General features: G+C 69.6%; 15 protein-coding genes. 6 read left to right on the forward strand and 9 right to left on the reverse strand.

Annotation, left to right across the window (positions count from 1 at the left end; translation table 11 throughout):
* Nucleotides 1-217: 217 nt before the first annotated feature.
* A complete protein-coding gene (locus ACW9TB_RS32920) occupies nt 218-994 on the reverse strand; it encodes a siderophore-interacting protein (protein WP_472752004.1) in 777 nt (258 codons plus the stop codon).
* Between the two features lie 156 nt (nt 995-1,150).
* Here ACW9TB_RS32920 and ACW9TB_RS32925 point away from each other — a divergent pair, with 156 nt between their 5' ends.
* The 3 genes from ACW9TB_RS32925 to ACW9TB_RS32935 all read left to right on the forward strand — a co-directional run bounded on the left by ACW9TB_RS32925 (nt 1,151) and on the right by ACW9TB_RS32935 (nt 3,768).
* Nucleotides 1,151-1,840, forward strand: coding sequence for a TetR/AcrR family transcriptional regulator (locus tag ACW9TB_RS32925; RefSeq protein ID WP_472752005.1), 690 nt, complete (start codon nt 1,151-1,153; stop codon nt 1,838-1,840).
* 134 nt (nt 1,841-1,974) lie between these two features.
* On the forward strand, nt 1,975-2,937 hold the full coding sequence (locus tag ACW9TB_RS32930) for a TauD/TfdA dioxygenase family protein (RefSeq protein WP_472752006.1): 963 nt from the start codon (nt 1,975-1,977) through the stop codon (nt 2,935-2,937).
* A gap of 84 nt (nt 2,938-3,021) precedes the next feature.
* Nucleotides 3,022-3,768, forward strand: coding sequence for a GNAT family N-acetyltransferase (locus ACW9TB_RS32935; RefSeq protein WP_472752007.1), 747 nt, complete (start codon nt 3,022-3,024; stop codon nt 3,766-3,768).
* Between the two features lie 37 nt (nt 3,769-3,805).
* Here ACW9TB_RS32935 and ACW9TB_RS32940 read toward each other — a convergent pair whose 3' ends face one another.
* On the reverse strand, nt 3,806-4,444 hold the full coding sequence (locus tag ACW9TB_RS32940) for a hypothetical protein (protein ID WP_472752008.1): 639 nt from the start codon (nt 4,442-4,444) through the stop codon (nt 3,806-3,808).
* A gap of 123 nt (nt 4,445-4,567) precedes the next feature.
* On the opposite strand from ACW9TB_RS32940, the gene ACW9TB_RS32945 reads away from it, so the two are divergent.
* Nucleotides 4,568-5,158 (forward strand): TIGR03086 family metal-binding protein, encoded by a 591-nt coding sequence (locus tag ACW9TB_RS32945; RefSeq protein WP_472752009.1) that lies wholly within the window; start codon nt 4,568-4,570, stop codon nt 5,156-5,158.
* Nucleotides 5,159-5,271: 113 nt separating this feature from the next.
* Here ACW9TB_RS32945 and ACW9TB_RS32950 read toward each other — a convergent pair whose 3' ends face one another.
* The 4 genes from ACW9TB_RS32950 to ACW9TB_RS32965 form a co-directional block, all read right to left on the reverse strand.
* Nucleotides 5,272-6,393, reverse strand: a complete 1,122-nt coding sequence (locus tag ACW9TB_RS32950; RefSeq protein WP_472752010.1) for a substrate-binding domain-containing protein — start codon at nt 6,391-6,393, stop codon at nt 5,272-5,274.
* Between the two features lie 64 nt (nt 6,394-6,457).
* Nucleotides 6,458-7,747, reverse strand: coding sequence for a multiple monosaccharide ABC transporter permease (mmsB, locus tag ACW9TB_RS32955; protein ID WP_472752011.1), 1,290 nt, complete (start codon nt 7,745-7,747; stop codon nt 6,458-6,460).
* A 5-nt stretch (nt 7,748-7,752) separates the two neighbouring features.
* Nucleotides 7,753-9,300 (reverse strand): multiple monosaccharide ABC transporter ATP-binding protein, encoded by a 1,548-nt coding sequence (gene mmsA, locus ACW9TB_RS32960; protein WP_472752012.1) that lies wholly within the window; start codon nt 9,298-9,300, stop codon nt 7,753-7,755.
* Between the two features lie 677 nt (nt 9,301-9,977).
* Nucleotides 9,978-11,000 (reverse strand): LacI family DNA-binding transcriptional regulator, encoded by a 1,023-nt coding sequence (locus ACW9TB_RS32965; protein ID WP_472752013.1) that lies wholly within the window; start codon nt 10,998-11,000, stop codon nt 9,978-9,980.
* A gap of 357 nt (nt 11,001-11,357) precedes the next feature.
* Between ACW9TB_RS32965 and ACW9TB_RS32970 the strand changes: the two genes are divergently transcribed.
* Together ACW9TB_RS32970 and ACW9TB_RS32975 are read left to right on the forward strand one after the other, a co-directional pair.
* Nucleotides 11,358-12,332, forward strand: a complete 975-nt coding sequence (locus ACW9TB_RS32970; RefSeq protein WP_472752014.1) for an NAD(P)-dependent alcohol dehydrogenase — start codon at nt 11,358-11,360, stop codon at nt 12,330-12,332.
* A 264-nt stretch (nt 12,333-12,596) separates the two neighbouring features.
* Nucleotides 12,597-12,995, forward strand: a complete 399-nt coding sequence (locus ACW9TB_RS32975; protein WP_472752015.1) for a hypothetical protein — start codon at nt 12,597-12,599, stop codon at nt 12,993-12,995.
* Between the two features lie 130 nt (nt 12,996-13,125).
* Here ACW9TB_RS32975 and ACW9TB_RS32980 read toward each other — a convergent pair whose 3' ends face one another.
* The 3 genes from ACW9TB_RS32980 to ACW9TB_RS32990 form a co-directional block, all read right to left on the reverse strand.
* Nucleotides 13,126-13,467: a hypothetical protein gene (locus tag ACW9TB_RS32980; RefSeq protein ID WP_472752016.1), complete on the reverse strand. Its 342-nt coding sequence runs from the start codon at nt 13,465-13,467 to the stop codon at nt 13,126-13,128.
* Between the two features lie 266 nt (nt 13,468-13,733).
* The gene (gene mltG, locus ACW9TB_RS32985; RefSeq protein ID WP_472752017.1) at nt 13,734-14,693 is read right to left on the reverse strand and encodes an endolytic transglycosylase MltG; all 960 of its coding nucleotides are present in this window, start codon (nt 14,691-14,693) and stop codon (nt 13,734-13,736) included.
* Nucleotides 14,690-15,202 (reverse strand): SigE family RNA polymerase sigma factor, encoded by a 513-nt coding sequence (locus ACW9TB_RS32990; protein ID WP_472752018.1) that lies wholly within the window; start codon nt 15,200-15,202, stop codon nt 14,690-14,692. Before ACW9TB_RS32990 ends, mltG begins: the two co-directional genes overlap by 4 nt.
* Nucleotides 15,203-15,394: the final 192 nt, after the last annotated feature.

Consider the following 15,394-nt stretch of genomic DNA (forward strand, 5'->3'; position numbering starts at 1 on the left):
GGAGGCGAACGGTTTTCGGCGGGCGGGCCACCTTGTGTCCTCACGGGGAAGGCCCGGATGCCGGGTGCGGTACCGGTGCGGTACCGGTGCGGGAGGTGCCCGGAGATGGCGGAGCCGAGGATACTCAACCAGGCGAACAGGCGAACAGGCGAACAGGCGAACAGGCGAACAGGCGAACAGGCGAAGTCGAGAAGGAACGCGGCCCGCGGTTCCGGGCTCAGTGAAGACCGCGCTTGCCCGGTGTCCAGAACGGCTTGGTCCTGATCGCGGTCTTCGGCCAGCCGCGTTCGCGCAGGAGGTGGTCGCGGACCAGCTGACACGTTCTGGCCTCGCCGGCCAGGTAGGCGAGGCCGTGGTGGGCGGGAAGTTCGAGCTCGGCCACCGCGCGCAGCAGGGTCCGCGAGGCGACGGCGGACGCTCCCTCGCGATGCACCCGGCGCAGCCGGTGCGGGCCGGGGAGTTCCTGCTCGTCCGCGGGGCTCTCGCTCTCCAGCACGCCGAAGACCCGCGCCTCCGGGCCGAGCGCCCTGATCATCGGCCCGAACGCGCAGGTGGCGGTCTCATCGCCGATGAACACGGAGTACGGTGCAGGCTTCAGGACGAAGTCGCCCTGTGGGCCCCAGAACGTCACCGGGTCACCGTTCCGTACCGTGCGCGCCCACGACAGGCCGATGCCGTCACCGTCACCGTAGAGGTGGACGCGCAGCTCGATGGCCCGCTCGGGGGCGGACAGGTTCCAGATCGAGTACGTCCGCAGTGTCTCGGCGGGGCGCAGCAGGCCGTGCAGCGACAGGGGGTCGTTGATCTGGATCCGGACGTGCTGGCCGGGGGAGTAGGGCGGGGTGATGGGCTCGTCGGCCACCATGCGGATCTGCCGTGTCGTGGGCGTGACCATCGTGGTCTCGGTGACGACGGCGGTGGCGTGGAACCTGGCGAACACATTGGCGAGGGGATTGCGCGAGGTGCGCTGCCCCGGTGCTGTCCGGTCGTTCATCGGTCGGCATCCTTTGCGGCGTTAGGCGAGTCCGCTTCGTTAGAGCATGTAACTTTTACTATTAGAGGTAATTAAACATACATGGTCTATCATGTCAACGAGGTCGAAGGGGGCTGGAAGCCGATGGCTGTTCAGGCGACAACGCGCCGGGAGCGAGTGCGGCAGAGCACGCTGCGGGAGATTCGCTCGGTCGCCCGCCGGTTGCTGGTCGCGGACGGCTCCTCGGCGGTGACCGTCAACGCCGTCGCCAGGGAGATGGGGATGAGCGGACCGGCCCTGTACCGCTACTATCCCAGCCACGACGAGCTGGTCGAAGCCGTGACGGTGGACTTCTTCGTCGAGCTGACCGAGGTGATGCGGGCCGCGAGCGACTCCCACGGCGAGGGCGATCCTGCGGGCCGGCTCCTGGCCACCTGCCGCGCGATGCGGTCGTGGGCGACCACCCACCCGGCCGAGTTCGGGTGGATGTTCGCCAGCCCGACCTCCAAAACGCGCGAGCCGATCACCGAATCGGCCCGCTACCGGGCCAAACAGGGCTTCGAGCGGGTGTTCTTCGGACAGATCGCCGAGATCTGGCGGATCCGGCCCTTCCCCGTCGTCGCCCTGGAGGATCTAGCTCCCGGGCTGCGCGAACAGCTGCGTGTCTACTCGGCCGCGATGGGTGACGCGCTGCCTCCCGAGGCCGCGCACGTCTTCCTGTCGTGCTGGATCAGGCTGTACGGCCTGCTGTGCATGGAGGTTCTCAATCAGCTGGAGTTCTCCCCCAGCCTGGAGCCCTTCTTCGAGGAGTGTCTCGGCGACCTGTGCGGGATGCTGGGCCTGGAGTACGAGCCCAGCTCGCCGTAGCGGTGGTGACGGGTCGGGGCCGGTACGCGGAAAATTCCCCAGTAAACCTGTAGGAATAGTTGACATTACCCTTTTTCCCGGCACACGCTGTGATGCGGACCCTTCGCGCATCACCCATCGAAAGGTGTCAGGGAATGACCCAGCTCCATGACCACGGGACGCCCGTCGTCGCCGACGACTTCCACCGGCACACCGGCTACCGGCACATCGACGTCACGCGTGTCGGCGGCGTGATCGGCGCGGTCGTCGGCGGCATCCGGGTGGGCGGCGACGCCGACGCGGCGGCGGTCGCCGAGCTGCGTGCCGCGCTGCTGCGCCACCGCGTGGTCTTCCTGCGGGACCAGGGGCACGCCACCGACGCCGACCAGCACGCGTTCACCAGGCTGCTCGGCACCGCCACCAGGCCGCACCCGACGGTGGCCGATGACGGTGAGGCCGTGCTCCCGATCGACTCCGAGCAGGGCAAGGCCAACAGCTGGCACACGGACGTGACCTTCGTCGACCGGATCCCGGCGATCAGTGTGCTGCGCGCCATCACGCTGCCGCCCTACGGCGGGACCACGGTGTGGGCCAACACGGTGGAGGCGTACCGGCAGCTGCACCCCGGCCTGCGGGCGCTGGCGGACCGGCTGCGCGCGGTGCACTCGAACCTGTACGACTACGCGGCGCAGCGCCCGCAGATCGGCGGGATCGACGTCAGGGAGCGGGAGTACCGCGAGCAGTTCCGGAGCAGCGAGTTCGAGACCGAGCACCCCGTCGTCCGCGTCCACCCGGAGACCGGCGAGCCGTCCCTGCTGCTCGGCCACTTCGTCAGGTCGTTCACGGGCCTGAGCAGCGCCGACTTCCACGACCTGTTCTCGCTGCTGCAGCGGCACATCACCCGCCTGGAGAACACGGTGCGGTGGGACTGGCGCGACGGCGACATCGCCATCTGGGACAACCGGGCCACCCAGCACTACGCCGTCGCGGACTACGACGACCAGCCCCGGCTTCTCCACCGCATCACCCTGGCGGGCGACATTCCGATCGGCGTCAACGGTGACACCAGCGTGGTCCGCAAGGGCGACGCCAGCGCCTACTCGCCCGTCGCCCCCTGAACGGCGGTGTCCTGCTCGGGCCGGGAACAAGATCCTCATCTCTACTATTCATGGAGGAATAGAAGAGATGCAGAGAGGAGCGGCATGCCGAAGGCGTACACGTACACCCGGCACGGCGGGCCCGAGGTGGAGGCGAGCGAACCCCACCCGCTGGACGACCCCGTCCGGTCGTCCCTGACCGGGCCGCACGCGTACCTGGCCGAACGGCGCGGCAACGTGCTGCGCTACCCGGCCGACGTCTCCCCGTTCATCGCCCTGCCCGAGGAGCCGGAGGCCGCCGACTGGGACGCGCTGGCGGCGATGGCCGGTCCCGGCGCCCTGGTCCCGCTCACCGGCGTGCGCGTCCCGCCGCCGGACGGGTGGGAGACGCAGGTCGTCGGGGAGGGGGTCCAGCTCGTCGACGACGGCGTGGCCGCCCGGCCGGATGGCGAGGCCGTCCGGCTGGGCGCCGGAGACGTGCCGGAGATGCTGGACCTCGCCGCGCGCACCAGGCCGGGGCCGTTCCTGCCCCGTACGGTCGAGCTCGGCACCTACCTGGGCATCCGGCGCGGCGGCGCGCTGGTCGCGATGGCCGGAGAGCGGCTGCACCCGCCGGGCTGGCGGGAGATCAGCGCGGTCTGCACCGACGAGGCGTTCCGGGGCCAGGGGCTCGCGACCCGGCTGGTGCTCGCCGTCGCCGAGGGCATCCGGGACCGGGGGGAGAAGCTCTTCCTGCACGCGATCGCCGACAACACCGACGCCATCCGCCTGTACGAGTCGCTCGGATTCCGGCTCCGCCGCACCGTCACGTTCGTCTCCGCGCGCGTACCGGGAAAGGTGCCGGTCGTGTAGGCGTGGAGCGGGACCGGGCGCCGTCCGGCCGTGCCGGTCAGGGGCCCGGGGGATCCGGCCAGTACGGGGCCGCTCGCCCGGCGGCGGACGCGATGGCCGCGCCGTCCAGGACGGAGATGCTCAGCTCGATCCCACCGGCGGGCCACTCCACGCCGAGTTCGAAGGTTTCCCGGGGCGGTGGCGGCCAGAGCCACAGGCCCACGTTGACGACACCCGCGTCGTCGTCACCGCTGCGCTGGGACATGCCGCCGAGCAGCCAGGAGAGCCGCGGGGCCGACGGCGGATCCTGCGGGAGCCGTGCCGGGTCGAAACGCTGGCCGACGGTGGTGGCCTTGGCGCCGTCGGCGAAGCGGACGCCGAAGCGCAGCAGGTTGTCCGGTAACCGGCCGGCGCCCGCACCGGTGAACATGTGGGGGTACACGGACAGCTGGAGGGCCTGGAAGTCCTCGGGGGACATGGTGTGCCGCCTCATGACGATGTCCACGTTCATCAGGCAGCCGGTGCTGAACGCCTGGACCGTCGGCAGGACGATGGCGACGTTCGGGGTGCGGGCCAGCACCAGGCCGCTGGACACCACCGCGCCCATCTCCTCCGCCGGTGGGGCGTACCAGGACGGCAGCCCGGGCCTGGGCGGGTGAGTCGATTCTTCCTGTGCCGATGGGGGTTCGAAGAACATGATTCCACCGTACGAAAAAATCCCGTGGTCGCGCGGTCCGCAAGGGTGTTCGCCCGGCGGGGGCGCGGACGCGGTGTCGCGTTTGTTCAAGACCGGGCCGTACCCCTGGCCTAACCTGCGCCTATGCGACTTCATTCACCGATGGGACAGGTGGTCCCCCGGACGGCCGACGTGGTGCGGGGCGTGAGGCCCGACCGGCTCGGCGCGCCGACCCCATGCCACGACTGGGACGTGCGAACCCTGGCCAACCACCTGCTTCAGGTGATCCACGCGCTCAACCTCGCCGGGCGCGAGCGGGCGGTGCCGGGCGAGCTGTGGGGACGGGACCTGATGTCCGGCGAATGGGCCGGGCGCTTCGACGACGAGGCCCGCGCCGCCGTCGCGGCCTGGGACGACCCGGCGGCGTGGGAGGGCACGGTCGACTTCGGCGGGACCGGGCTGCCGTCCCCGCTGGTGGCCACCATGCTCACCGGTGACCTGGTCCTCCACGGGTGGGACCTGGCGCGGGCGACGGGACAGGACTACCACTGCGACGACGAGGCCGCCGAGCTGACCCGTCACTTCGTCTCCGACATGGGATCGCAGGGCCGCCAGCGGGGGCTGTTCGCCTCGCCCCTGCCCGTCGCGGACGAGGCGTCGGCACTCGACCGGGCACTGGCGCTCAGCGGCCGGGACCCTCACTGGACCCCTCCGGCCGACGGGGCCGACGGCTGACGGGGCCGGTGACTGACGGCGGGGGCACCCGGCTACGGGTACGCCCGGCCGACACGGAAGTGGGCCCCCGGCCGTGAAGCTTCCGGGGACCCACGAACGCGGCAGGGCCGCCGCTACTTGGTGAGCGGGGCCAGCTTGGGGTCGTTGGCGTACGCCTCCACGACGTTCTCCTTGGTCACGATCAGCGGCTCAAGCAGGTACGACGGGACGACCTTCACCCCGTTGTTGTAAGACTTGGTGTCGTTGACCTCGGGCTGCTTGCCGGTCTGCAGGTCCTTGGCCATCTGGATGGTCTGCTTGACCAGGTTGCGGGTGTCCTTGTTGATCGTCGAGTACTGCTCGCCGGCCACGATCGACTTGACCGACTCCGCCTCGGAGTCCTGGCCGGTCACCACGGGCAGGTCCTTGCCGGCACCCTTGACCGAGGTGATGATGGCGCGGGCCAGCGTGTCGTTGGGGGAGAGCACCCCGTCCAGGGTCTTGCTGCTGTAGGTGGAGGTCAGCAGCGAGTCCATCCGCCGCTGGGCGTTCTCGGCCTTCCAGCCGTCGGTGGCGGTCTGCTTGATGTCGGTCTGGCCGGAGCCGACCACCACGTCACCGGAGTCGATCTGCGGCTTCAGCACGCTCAGCGCGCCGTCGAAGAAGACCGCCGAGTTGTTGTCGTCCGAGGAACCGGAGAACAGCTCGATGGTGTACGGGCCCTTGTCCTTCTTCGCCTTCATGCCGTCGAGCAGGGCCTTGCCCTGGAGCTCGCCGACCTTGAAGTTGTCGTACGCGACGTAGTAGTCGACGGCGTCGGTGTTCTTGATGAGCCGGTCGTAGGCGATGACCGTCGCACCGGCCGCCTTGGCGGCCTCCACCTGGGTGCTCAGCTGCGCGGCGTCGGTCGCGCCGATGACGATGACCTTGGCGCCCTTGGTGACCATGGCCGAGATCTGCGCCTGCTGGTCGGCGACGGTGGTGGAGGAGCCGGCGTACTGCACGTCCGACGTGAACCCGGCCTCCTTCAGGCCGTTGGTGAAGAGGTCACCGGCCAGGACCCAGTTCTCCGAGGTCTTCGACGGCAGCGCGACGCCGATCAGCGCGTCGGCCGCGAAGCCCTTCGCGGCCTCGGTGGAACCGGGGGAGGCGCCCGTACCGCCGGCGGGGGTCTGCGAGCGCTCGGAGGCGCAGGCGGTGAGCGACAGAAGCGCGATGGCCCCGGCCGCCACGCCCTTGACGAGGATATTGCGCATTTTCAGAGGTGCCCTTCTTGGAAGTGGACGGGGCGGAGGTCTTCCACCCCGTCGGGGGTGACCGTCAGCCGGCCACCGGACTCTTGCCGCGTTCCTGGTCCGTTGTCGCGCCGGACGCCGATCCGGCCGGTGTCTCCCTGCGGAACGGGCGCGTCAGCGATCCGATGATCGAGAAGCGACCCTGCTTCTTGTTGTAGACGTCGAGCGCGACGGCCAGCAGCAGGACCAGGCCCTTGATGATCTGCACCCGGTCGGATCCCACGCCCATCAGCTGCAGGCCGTTGTTGAGCACGGCCATGACGAGGCCGCCGACGATGGACCCGCTGATCGTGCCCAGGCCGCCGGAGACCGCCGCGCCCCCGATGAAGACGGCGGCGATCGCGTCCAGCTCCCAGCCGATGCCGTCCTGCGGCCCGGAGGCGGCCGAACGGGCCACGAAGATCATGCCGGCCAGGGCCGCCAGGACCGACATGTTCATCATCACCAGGAAGTTGACCCGCCTGAGCTTGACGCCGGACAGCTCGGCGGCACGGGCGTTGCCGCCGACCGCGTAGATGTGCCGGCCGCCCGCCGTGTTGCGGGTGACGAACCCGTAGATGACGACCAGGACGCCGAGGATGATCCCGGAGATCGGGAAGCTGGTCCCGATCCGCCCGCCCGCGAACTGCAGGGAGGCGAACACCACCACGACGACCGGGACGGCGACCCGGATCGCCGAGATCCACATCGGGGCGACGTCGGCCTCCATCTCCCGCCGGGTCCGGCGGGCCTTCCACTCCCGGACCACCACCGCCACGCAGATCAGCAGGCCGAGCAGGAGCGTGAGGTTGTTGTAGCCGGTGTCCGGGCCGACCTCCGGCAGGAAGCCGGCACCGATGACCCTGAACCCCTCGGGCACCGGGATGGTGTCGGCGTTGCCGATGTACTGGTTGCCGCCGCGGAACAGCATCATGCTGGCCAGGGTGACGATGAAGGCCGGCACCCCGACGTAGGCCACCCAGAACCCCTGCCAGGTGCCGATGAGGACGCCGACCCCCAGGCCGATCAGGATGGCCGGGAACCACGGCACCGAGTAGTCCTGCATGACCTTCGCGACCACGATGCCGACGAACGCGGCGATCGAGCCCACGGAGAGGTCGATGTGCCCGGCCACGATGACCATCAGCATCCCGATGGCCAGGATCAGGATGTAGGAGTACTGGCTCACCAGCGAGATGAGGTTGCCGGAGTTCAGCGTCAGGCCGTCGGTCAGGACCTGGAACAGCAGGACGATCGCCACCAGCGTGAAGATCATCCCGAACTGCCGGGCGTTGGAGGTCGTCCCCCCGAACAGGGACTTCTGGAGTTCTTTCACACGGCTCATGATCGACGGGCCTTCTTCGCTGAGGTCATCTGCTTCATCAGTAGTTCAGGGTCGGCGTCTCGCCGGTCGATGTCGCCGGTGATGCTCCCCTCGAACACCGTGTAGATCCGGTCGCACAGGCCGATCAGCTCGGGCAGCTCCGAGGAGATGACGATGACCCCCTTGCCCTGGTCGGCGAGCCGCTGGATGATCCCGTAGATCTCGTACTTGGCGCCCACGTCGATGCCCCGGGTCGGCTCGTCGAGGATCAGCAGGTCGGGATCGGTGAACATCCACTTCGCCAGCACCACCTTCTGCTGGTTGCCGCCGGAGAGCTTGGTGACCCCCTCGTCGACGGTGGGGGCCTTGACGCGCAGGCTCGTCCGGTAGCTCTCGGCCGCCCGGTGCTCCCGCACCGGGTCGACTACGCCGCGAGTGGAGACCTTGGACAGCTTGGCCGACACCATCGAGGTCTTGATGTCGTCGAGCAGGTTCAGGCCGATCGACTTGCGGTCCTCGCTGACGTACGCCAGGCCGTGCGCGATGGCGTCCGACACCGACCTCAGCACGATCTCCCGGCCGTCCTTGAAGATCTTCCCGGAGACGTAGGTGCCGTACGACCGGCCGAAGATGCTCATCGCCAGCTCGGTGCGCCCGGCGCCCATCAGCCCGGCGAACCCGACGATCTCGCCGCGGCGTACGGTGAAGCTGGAGTTCTTGACCACCAGGCGCTCGGCGGAGATCGGGTGCCGGACCGTCCAGTCGCGCACCTCGAAGAAGACCTCGCCGATCTCGGGGGTGTGGTCAGGGAAGCGGCTGTGCAACTCCCTGCCGACCATGCCCCGGACGATGCGGTCCTCGTCGACGCCGTCCGCCTTGACGTCGAGGGTCTCGATCGTCCGGCCGTCCCGCAGGATGGTGATGGCGTCGGCGATCTGCGCGATCTCGTTGAGCTTGTGGGAGATGATGATCGAGGTGATGCCCCGCTGCCTGAAGTCGCGCAGGAGGTCCAGCAGGTGCTGGGAGTCGGCCTCGTTCAGGGCGGCGGTGGGCTCGTCGAGGATGAGGAGCTTCACGTCCTTGGCGAACGCCTTCGCGATCTCCACGAGCTGCTGCTTGCCCACGCCGATGTCCTTGATCAGCGTGTCCGGGTCCTCGTCCAGGCCGACCCGGGCCATCAGCTCCAGTGCCTGGCGGTTGGCGACCTTCCAGTTGATCACGCCGCCTCGGCCCGGCTCGTTGCCGAGGAAGATGTTCTCGGTGATGGACATGCCGGGCACCAGGGCGAGCTCCTGGTGGATGATCACGATGCCGGAGTGCTCGCTGGCCCGGATGTCGGAGAAGCGGCTCTCCACGCCCCGGTAGAGGATCTCGCCGGAGTAGGTGCCGTACGGATGGACCCCGCTGAGCACCTTCATCAGGGTGGACTTGCCGGCGCCGTTCTCCCCGGCGATCGCGTGGATCTCGCCGGCCCGCACCACCAGGTTGACGTCGGAGAGCGCCTTGACCCCGGGGAACTCCTTGGTGATCGAACGCATCTCCAGCAGGACGGACGCGTCGCTCATGACCGGCTCACCCCGATCCGGACCCGTGCCGGGTACGGACGGGGGGCGGCGGTGTCGCCGTCCCCGGGCCGGCAGAGGGATCCGCACGCGTCCGGTTGCAGGGGACCGCGCCAGGTCACCACCGACATGCTTTCCTCCGGGAGGTTCGTCATCGGTTCATTGATTCATCGGCTCCGCCGAGGCCGGAGCCACGGCTGGAAGACAGGGACTTTCCACAAAGTCCAAATTAATTCATTTTTCGGGTGATTCGCCTGTTGGACGCGGCGGGTAACGCCGCCCCGGTCGTGCGCGGTCACCCGTCGCGGCCGACCGTCGCCAGGGGGTGAACCCGGCCGCCTCGTCGCGGGGGCCGGTGGGGAAGTCCGCCGGTGGCGGCCGTCGCGGCGCCCGCCGGTGGGCGTACCGGTGCCTGTTCTCCGGCTAGGCACGACGGCGTTTCCGGCTAGGCACGAGGCCGCGGGAGGCAGAAGTCAATGATCATAACGATTCCGATTCCCTCCGATCGGCCATGACATCGTTGTCAGGCAGCAGCGGGTAGAGACTCCTCCCGCGTTACGGGCATGTCAATTGGGGCCCTCCCAATGTGGCCATTTTGTAACGTATCGTGACGCACGGGGAGTTTTGGTGCACACGACCCTCCGGCGTGCGCGCCGCGCCGGGACGGCCGTCTCCCGCGGTCATCCGGCCCGGCGCGGTGGGATGCCCCGTTCGACCAGCTTGGTGGGAAGCACCACGGTGCGCGGCCACGACCGGTCTCCCCCGATCCGCCGGAACAGCAGCTCGGTGGCGGTCCTGGCCAGTTCGTGGGTGTCGTAGGCGATCACCGTCAGCGGATACGGCACCAGGCTGGACATGTCGAAGTCGTCGAACCCGAGCAGCGCGGCGTCGCTGCCGCGCCGGTGCAGCTCCTCGACGACGCCCAGGGTGATCCGGTTGTTCAGGCTGAAGAAGGCGGTCGGCGGATCCGGCCGGTCGAGCAGCTCGGAGACCACCCGGGCCGCCGCCGCCGGATCGCGGACGCCCTCGCGGACCAGCCGGGTGTCGTACGGCGCACCGGCCGGGGCCAGCGCGTCCTGCGCGCCGTCGAGCCGCTCGCGCATCGTGTAGACGCCGATCGAGTCGAGCAGGATGCCGATCCGGCGGTGGCCCGCCTCGACGAGCCTGCGCACTCCGGCCCGCGCGCCCCCGCGGTTGTCGAGCAGCACCGTGTCGGCGAGCAGCCCCCCGGCCGGGCGGTCGAGGAAGACCACGGGGGTGCCGAGCTCGACCTCGGCGCGCATGAACGAGTGGTCGTCCCCGGCAGGCACCACGAGCAGCCCGTCGACGCGGCGGGCGCACATGTCCCGCAGCAGCTGCCGCTCGCGGGCCGGGTCCTCCTCGGAGCTGGCGATGATGAGCATCGTGTCGTGCTGCCTGGCGACCTCGGCGGCGGCTCCCGCGATCGCCGCGTAGAACGGGTTGGCGATCTCCTCGATCAGCAGCCCGACCGTGGCGGTCGTCTGCCCTGAGCGCAGTGAGCTGGCCAGATGGTTGCGGCGGAAGCCGAGCTCGGCCACGGCGGCGAGCACCCGCTCGACCAGCTCGGGCTGGACGTGCGGCGCGTTGTTCACGACCCGCGAGACGGTCTTCAGGCTCACTCCGGCCCGGGTCGCCACGTCCACCATGGTGGGCCGCCTCGCACGGCCGACGTCGCTGGTCATGCCACGAACCATACCGACCCGCCGTCCGCCGTGGTGACAACGTTGTCCTGGCCGCAGCCCCCTGGTCACCGCCGCCTGAGGCGCCGCCGAGGCGCCGGGCATGACCGGCGGACGCGTCCACCGGCCGTGGTGTTTCCCCGCTCGCCCGGCCCGGTCGGGGGCCCGGGAGGACGGAGTGCTTCGAGCGGGCCGTGTGACCGGCTTCTGACAACGTTGTCCGGCGAACGGAGAGCCCCTTCGTGAGGGAACTCCACGAGGCACGACGCGGAGGTTTCGCTCCGGGATATCACGCGGAAATGGCCGTAGGGGGAGTGCGGGATTTCGAGCGGATTCTCGTACGGTCGTTATAATCCAGTCATGAAGGCCGCAGTCCGCACGAGATACGGCCCGCCGGAAGTGGTTCGTTTCGCGGAGGCGGAGAAGCCGACGGCCAAGGACAACGAGCTGCTCGTCAAAGTCCACGCGACGACGGTCAATCGCACGGACTGCGCGTTAAGGGCGGCGAAGCCCTTCATCTGGAGACTTCTCACCGGGCTTGTCAGGCCGAAGTTGAGGATTCTCGGAAACGAGTTCGCGGGAGAGGTCGAGGCGGCCGGTAGTGCCGTCACGTCCTTCAAGGCCGGTGACAGGGTTTTCGGATACAACGAGGGTTCGTTCGGGGCCCATGCCGAATACATGACGATCCCCCAGGACGGCGCGCTCGCGATCATGCCGGAGGGCCTGACCTACGAGGAGGCCGCTCCCAGCACCGAGGGTTCGCACTACGCCCTCACGATCATCAGGGCCGCGAGGATCCGGAGCGGGCAGGACGTCCTCGTCTACGGGGCGACCGGGGCCATCGGCTCGGCGGCGGTCCAGCTCCTGAAGAGCCTGGGCGCCGGGGTGACCGCCGTCTGCGGCACGAAGGACGTCGAGCTGGTCAGGGGACTGGGCGCCGACAGGGTCGTCGACTACACGGCCGAGGACTTCACGAAGGACGAGCGGAAGTACGACATCGTCATCGACGCGGTCGGCAAGAGCTCGTTCGGCCGGTGCAGGCGGCTGCTGAAACCGCGCGGGATCTATCTCTCGTCGGACCTGGGCACCCTGTCGCAGAATCTGTTCCTGGCTCTCGTCACCCCGCTGTTCGGCGGCAGGAAGGTGATGTTTCCCATCCCGAAGCAGAACGACCCGGAGATGGCGCGGTATTTCAAGGCACTGATCGAGTCCGGAGACTTCACGCCGGTCATCGACAGGCGATATCCGCTGGAGGAGATCGTCGAGGCGTACCGGTACGTCGAGACGGGCCAGAAAACGGGAAACGTCGTGATCAGCGTCGGGCACTCACGCTAGACCGGCGCGTTTCCCCGCCCGGCCGTAGAACCCGGTCGCTGAACCCAGCCGTAGAAACCGGTCGCTGAACCCGGCCGTACGAGAATGCCGCCGGTCGGCGTGGCCGGGATATTTCCTCGCGGCGCGGAGACCGGTCCCGGCAGCGGGGCCCGCCCGCCCCCCGCCCCGAGCCGGGGGCGGGAAAGGACGCGCCGGATCCGCGCGCCGCCGTACGGGCGGATGGTTTGCCGCACCTCTCGCGGGGCAGGCGGGCGAAGATCGGAAATGTCGTTTCCGCTCGCCGTCGTCAGCCGGGTCGTCAGCCAGGGAGGTGTGATCCCGATGGGCGTGCACACACTGTCGGTCGCGTTCAGCTGGGCCCTTCTGGCGGCCGGGGGCGCGCTGGCCGCGCACGGCGTTCACGTGCTGGTGACGGGCCGGGTTCCGCGGGTGATCTCCGGGCGGGGCGGGGTCCTGCGGGTGAGGTCGTACGGGTGGTCGCTGCTGTTCTTCGCGTTCTTCGCCGCCGCGACGGCGTCGCCCCGGCTGCTGGGCCGGACGGACGAGCTGTCGCTCACCTTCTTCACCCTGCTCGCGCTCGCCTTCGTGCTGGTGGCGCTCACGCTGATGGCGAAGGCGAAGAAGGTGCTGCGGCCCACGGTCCCGCGTGACCAGGAGACGTGACTCGCGCGACGGAAAGCGACGGAGAGCGACGGAGGACGGCCCGCCGGACCCGGTGCGGATTCAGGGCGGCGTATCCGTGTTCACGGCCGTCGGCGGTAACCCGCCGACGGCCGTGAATCCGGGGAGGTTCTTACAGGCACCACGACCCCGTCTGGGGCGACAGGAACAGCGCCTTGGACGGCTTGAGACTCACGTTGACGGTCTTCGTGGGGCAGAAATAGACCTTGGAACCATCGCTGTACTGGACGTACCCCGACCACCTTCCCCCACTTACCGAGGTGGCCTGCTTGGGGAGGAAATTCAGCAGCCCCGCGACGTCCCGGGAAAGGGCGGTGCCGTCCGCGAACCTGAGGGTCGTGGGGCCCACCAGCGTGCTTCCGGCGTCCGCCGACGCCGCGGCGGGAGTGAAAAGCAGTCCGGCGGCCATGCCGAGGGACGCGAGCGCACCGGAGAGTTTTGCCGTTCGATTCATCGGGCCGTTCCTTTCGTGCTTCTGTCCGCCCGTGATCTGGTTTCGCGGACGCTTCGTGGAATGGTGGCACGCGCGAACGGGCTTCATGTTGACGGTGCGCGCCAGGTGATTGCCCGTCCGTGCCCACGCTCGTCACCGCGCTCTTCAGCACGCTCGTCACCGCGACGGTCGAGCGGGGCCCGGCGTCAGGCGGCGGTCCCGCCCGGAACAGGTCCGATCATCGGTGCCGTCGCCGTCGCTTCTTCGAACGACTGCCCGCATCCCCGTCACCCGGTCCTGAGGTTCCGGTGATACTCGTCCCTCAGCTTGAGGTACTCGGATTCGGAGGCGGCGAACTTCATGACGCCCTTCTTCGGGTTGGTCGTCACGAAGAACAGCCACGGGCCGGCGGCCGGCCTCAGGGCGGCTTCGATGGCGTCGGCGCCCGGGTTGCAGATGGGACCGGGCGGCAGGCCGAGACGCCGGTAGGTGTTGTACGGCGACCGGCTCCTGAGAACCTCGTTCGAGGCCACGGTGCCGAACTTGCCCAGGCCGTACAAGACCGTGCTGTCCATGCTCAGTCTCATCTCGGGCCGGTGGTTCAGCCGGTTGTGGATGACCCGTGCGACCTTGGGCATGTCGCGCCCGCCGGCCGACTCGGCCTGGACGATGCTGGCGATGGTCAGGATCTCCAGCGGCGTACGGCCGACACGCCTGGCACCGGCCACCAGGTCGGCGTCCTCGGCGGCGCGGCCGAAGCGTGTCACCATCGCGGCGAGGATCTCCCCGGGGCTCGACGCGTGGGAGATCTCATAGGTCGCGGGGAAGGCGAACCCCTCCAGCGCGCCCTTGGCGTAGGCGGGGAGGCCGAGCGCCCCGCCGTCCCTGGCGGCCCGCTCGAACTCCGCGACCGGCCTGCCGGTCGCGGCCGAGAGCCGCTCCAGGACATGCGTGAGCCTCAGTCCCTCTTTCACGGACAGGCGGGTCATCGGCCGGGTCTCCACGGACGTCTCGCCGGGGTGTGGCCCGGCGGCGACATCCCCGGGGGCCGCCGCCCGGGAGGACAGTCCCTGGACCGCGAACGTGGATCCGACCGCCAACGCGGCGACGGCCGCCGCCGCCACCAGGGCGAGACCACGGCGGGGGGACCGGCCCCCTCCCGCCTGGAGGAACCGGCCCGCCGGGGGTGGCGGCTCCTCGTGGGCCATGTCGGAAAGGGTCTCGCGCAGTACTTCCTCGATGTTCATCGCAGCTCCCTCACGGCGCCCAGTTCGGGCGCGGCCCGCCTCAGGCGTTCCAGCGACCGGTAGATCTGGCTGCGGACCGACCCCACCCGGACGCCGAGCAGCCGCGCGATCTCGGTCTCGGACAGGTCCTCGAAGTAGCGCAGCACGAGCATGGTCCGCTGCCGGGGCGTCAGCCGGGCGAGGGCCTCGCGCATGACCAGGCGAAGGTCCGCCGTCTCGGCGTGCCCGTCGCCGATCTGCTCGGGCAGCCACCCGGTGGACACCTCCACGACGCGGGAACGGCGCCGCCACCAGCTCACCTGCTCGTGGTACATGACCCGGCGGACGTACCCCTCGATGGCCGCCGGGTCACGCAGGCCACGCCACTTCGCGGACGTCTTCGCCAGTGCCGACTGCACCAGGTCCTCGGCGGCGTGCCGGTCACCGGTCAGCAGGTACGCGGTACGGAACAGCGCCGCTGACCGGCCGACGACGAACTCGTGGAAGTTCGCCTCAAATCCTGGATCCACCCGTCCTCCTCGCTGTGTCACCAAGCAAGGACGCGGACCGGGCGCCGATCTATGCCTGTCCGTGCCGGTCGCGCCCGCCGTTCCCGGCGGGCGCGACCGGCCGGGCTCGGGACGTGGACCGAGCCCGGCGGGTTACCGGCGGGTGCTCAGTAGAGCAGCCGGACGGCGTCGGCGATGACCACCCCGTTGGCG

The organism is Streptosporangium sp. H13245, assembly GCF_055690525.1.

What these genes read in the sequence shown, in the direction of transcription:
- ACW9TB_RS32920 (WP_472752004.1), bottom strand. Translation starts at nt 994, where the DNA reads ATGAACGACCGGACAGCACCGGGGCAGCGCACCTCGCGCAATCCCCTC.
- ACW9TB_RS32930 (WP_472752006.1), top strand. Translation starts at nt 1,975, where the DNA reads ATGACCCAGCTCCATGACCACGGGACGCCCGTCGTCGCCGACGACTTC.
- ACW9TB_RS32935 (WP_472752007.1), top strand. Translation starts at nt 3,022, where the DNA reads ATGCCGAAGGCGTACACGTACACCCGGCACGGCGGGCCCGAGGTGGAG.
- ACW9TB_RS32940 (WP_472752008.1), bottom strand. Translation starts at nt 4,444, where the DNA reads ATGTTCTTCGAACCCCCATCGGCACAGGAAGAATCGACTCACCCGCCC.
- ACW9TB_RS32945 (WP_472752009.1), top strand. Translation starts at nt 4,568, where the DNA reads ATGCGACTTCATTCACCGATGGGACAGGTGGTCCCCCGGACGGCCGAC.
- ACW9TB_RS32950 (WP_472752010.1), bottom strand. Translation starts at nt 6,393, where the DNA reads ATGCGCAATATCCTCGTCAAGGGCGTGGCGGCCGGGGCCATCGCGCTT.
- mmsA (WP_472752012.1), bottom strand. Translation starts at nt 9,300, where the DNA reads ATGAGCGACGCGTCCGTCCTGCTGGAGATGCGTTCGATCACCAAGGAG.
- ACW9TB_RS32965 (WP_472752013.1), bottom strand. Translation starts at nt 11,000, where the DNA reads ATGACCAGCGACGTCGGCCGTGCGAGGCGGCCCACCATGGTGGACGTG.
- ACW9TB_RS32970 (WP_472752014.1), top strand. Translation starts at nt 11,358, where the DNA reads ATGAAGGCCGCAGTCCGCACGAGATACGGCCCGCCGGAAGTGGTTCGT.
- ACW9TB_RS32975 (WP_472752015.1), top strand. Translation starts at nt 12,597, where the DNA reads ATGTCGTTTCCGCTCGCCGTCGTCAGCCGGGTCGTCAGCCAGGGAGGT.
- ACW9TB_RS32980 (WP_472752016.1), bottom strand. Translation starts at nt 13,467, where the DNA reads ATGAATCGAACGGCAAAACTCTCCGGTGCGCTCGCGTCCCTCGGCATG.
- mltG (WP_472752017.1), bottom strand. Translation starts at nt 14,693, where the DNA reads ATGAACATCGAGGAAGTACTGCGCGAGACCCTTTCCGACATGGCCCAC.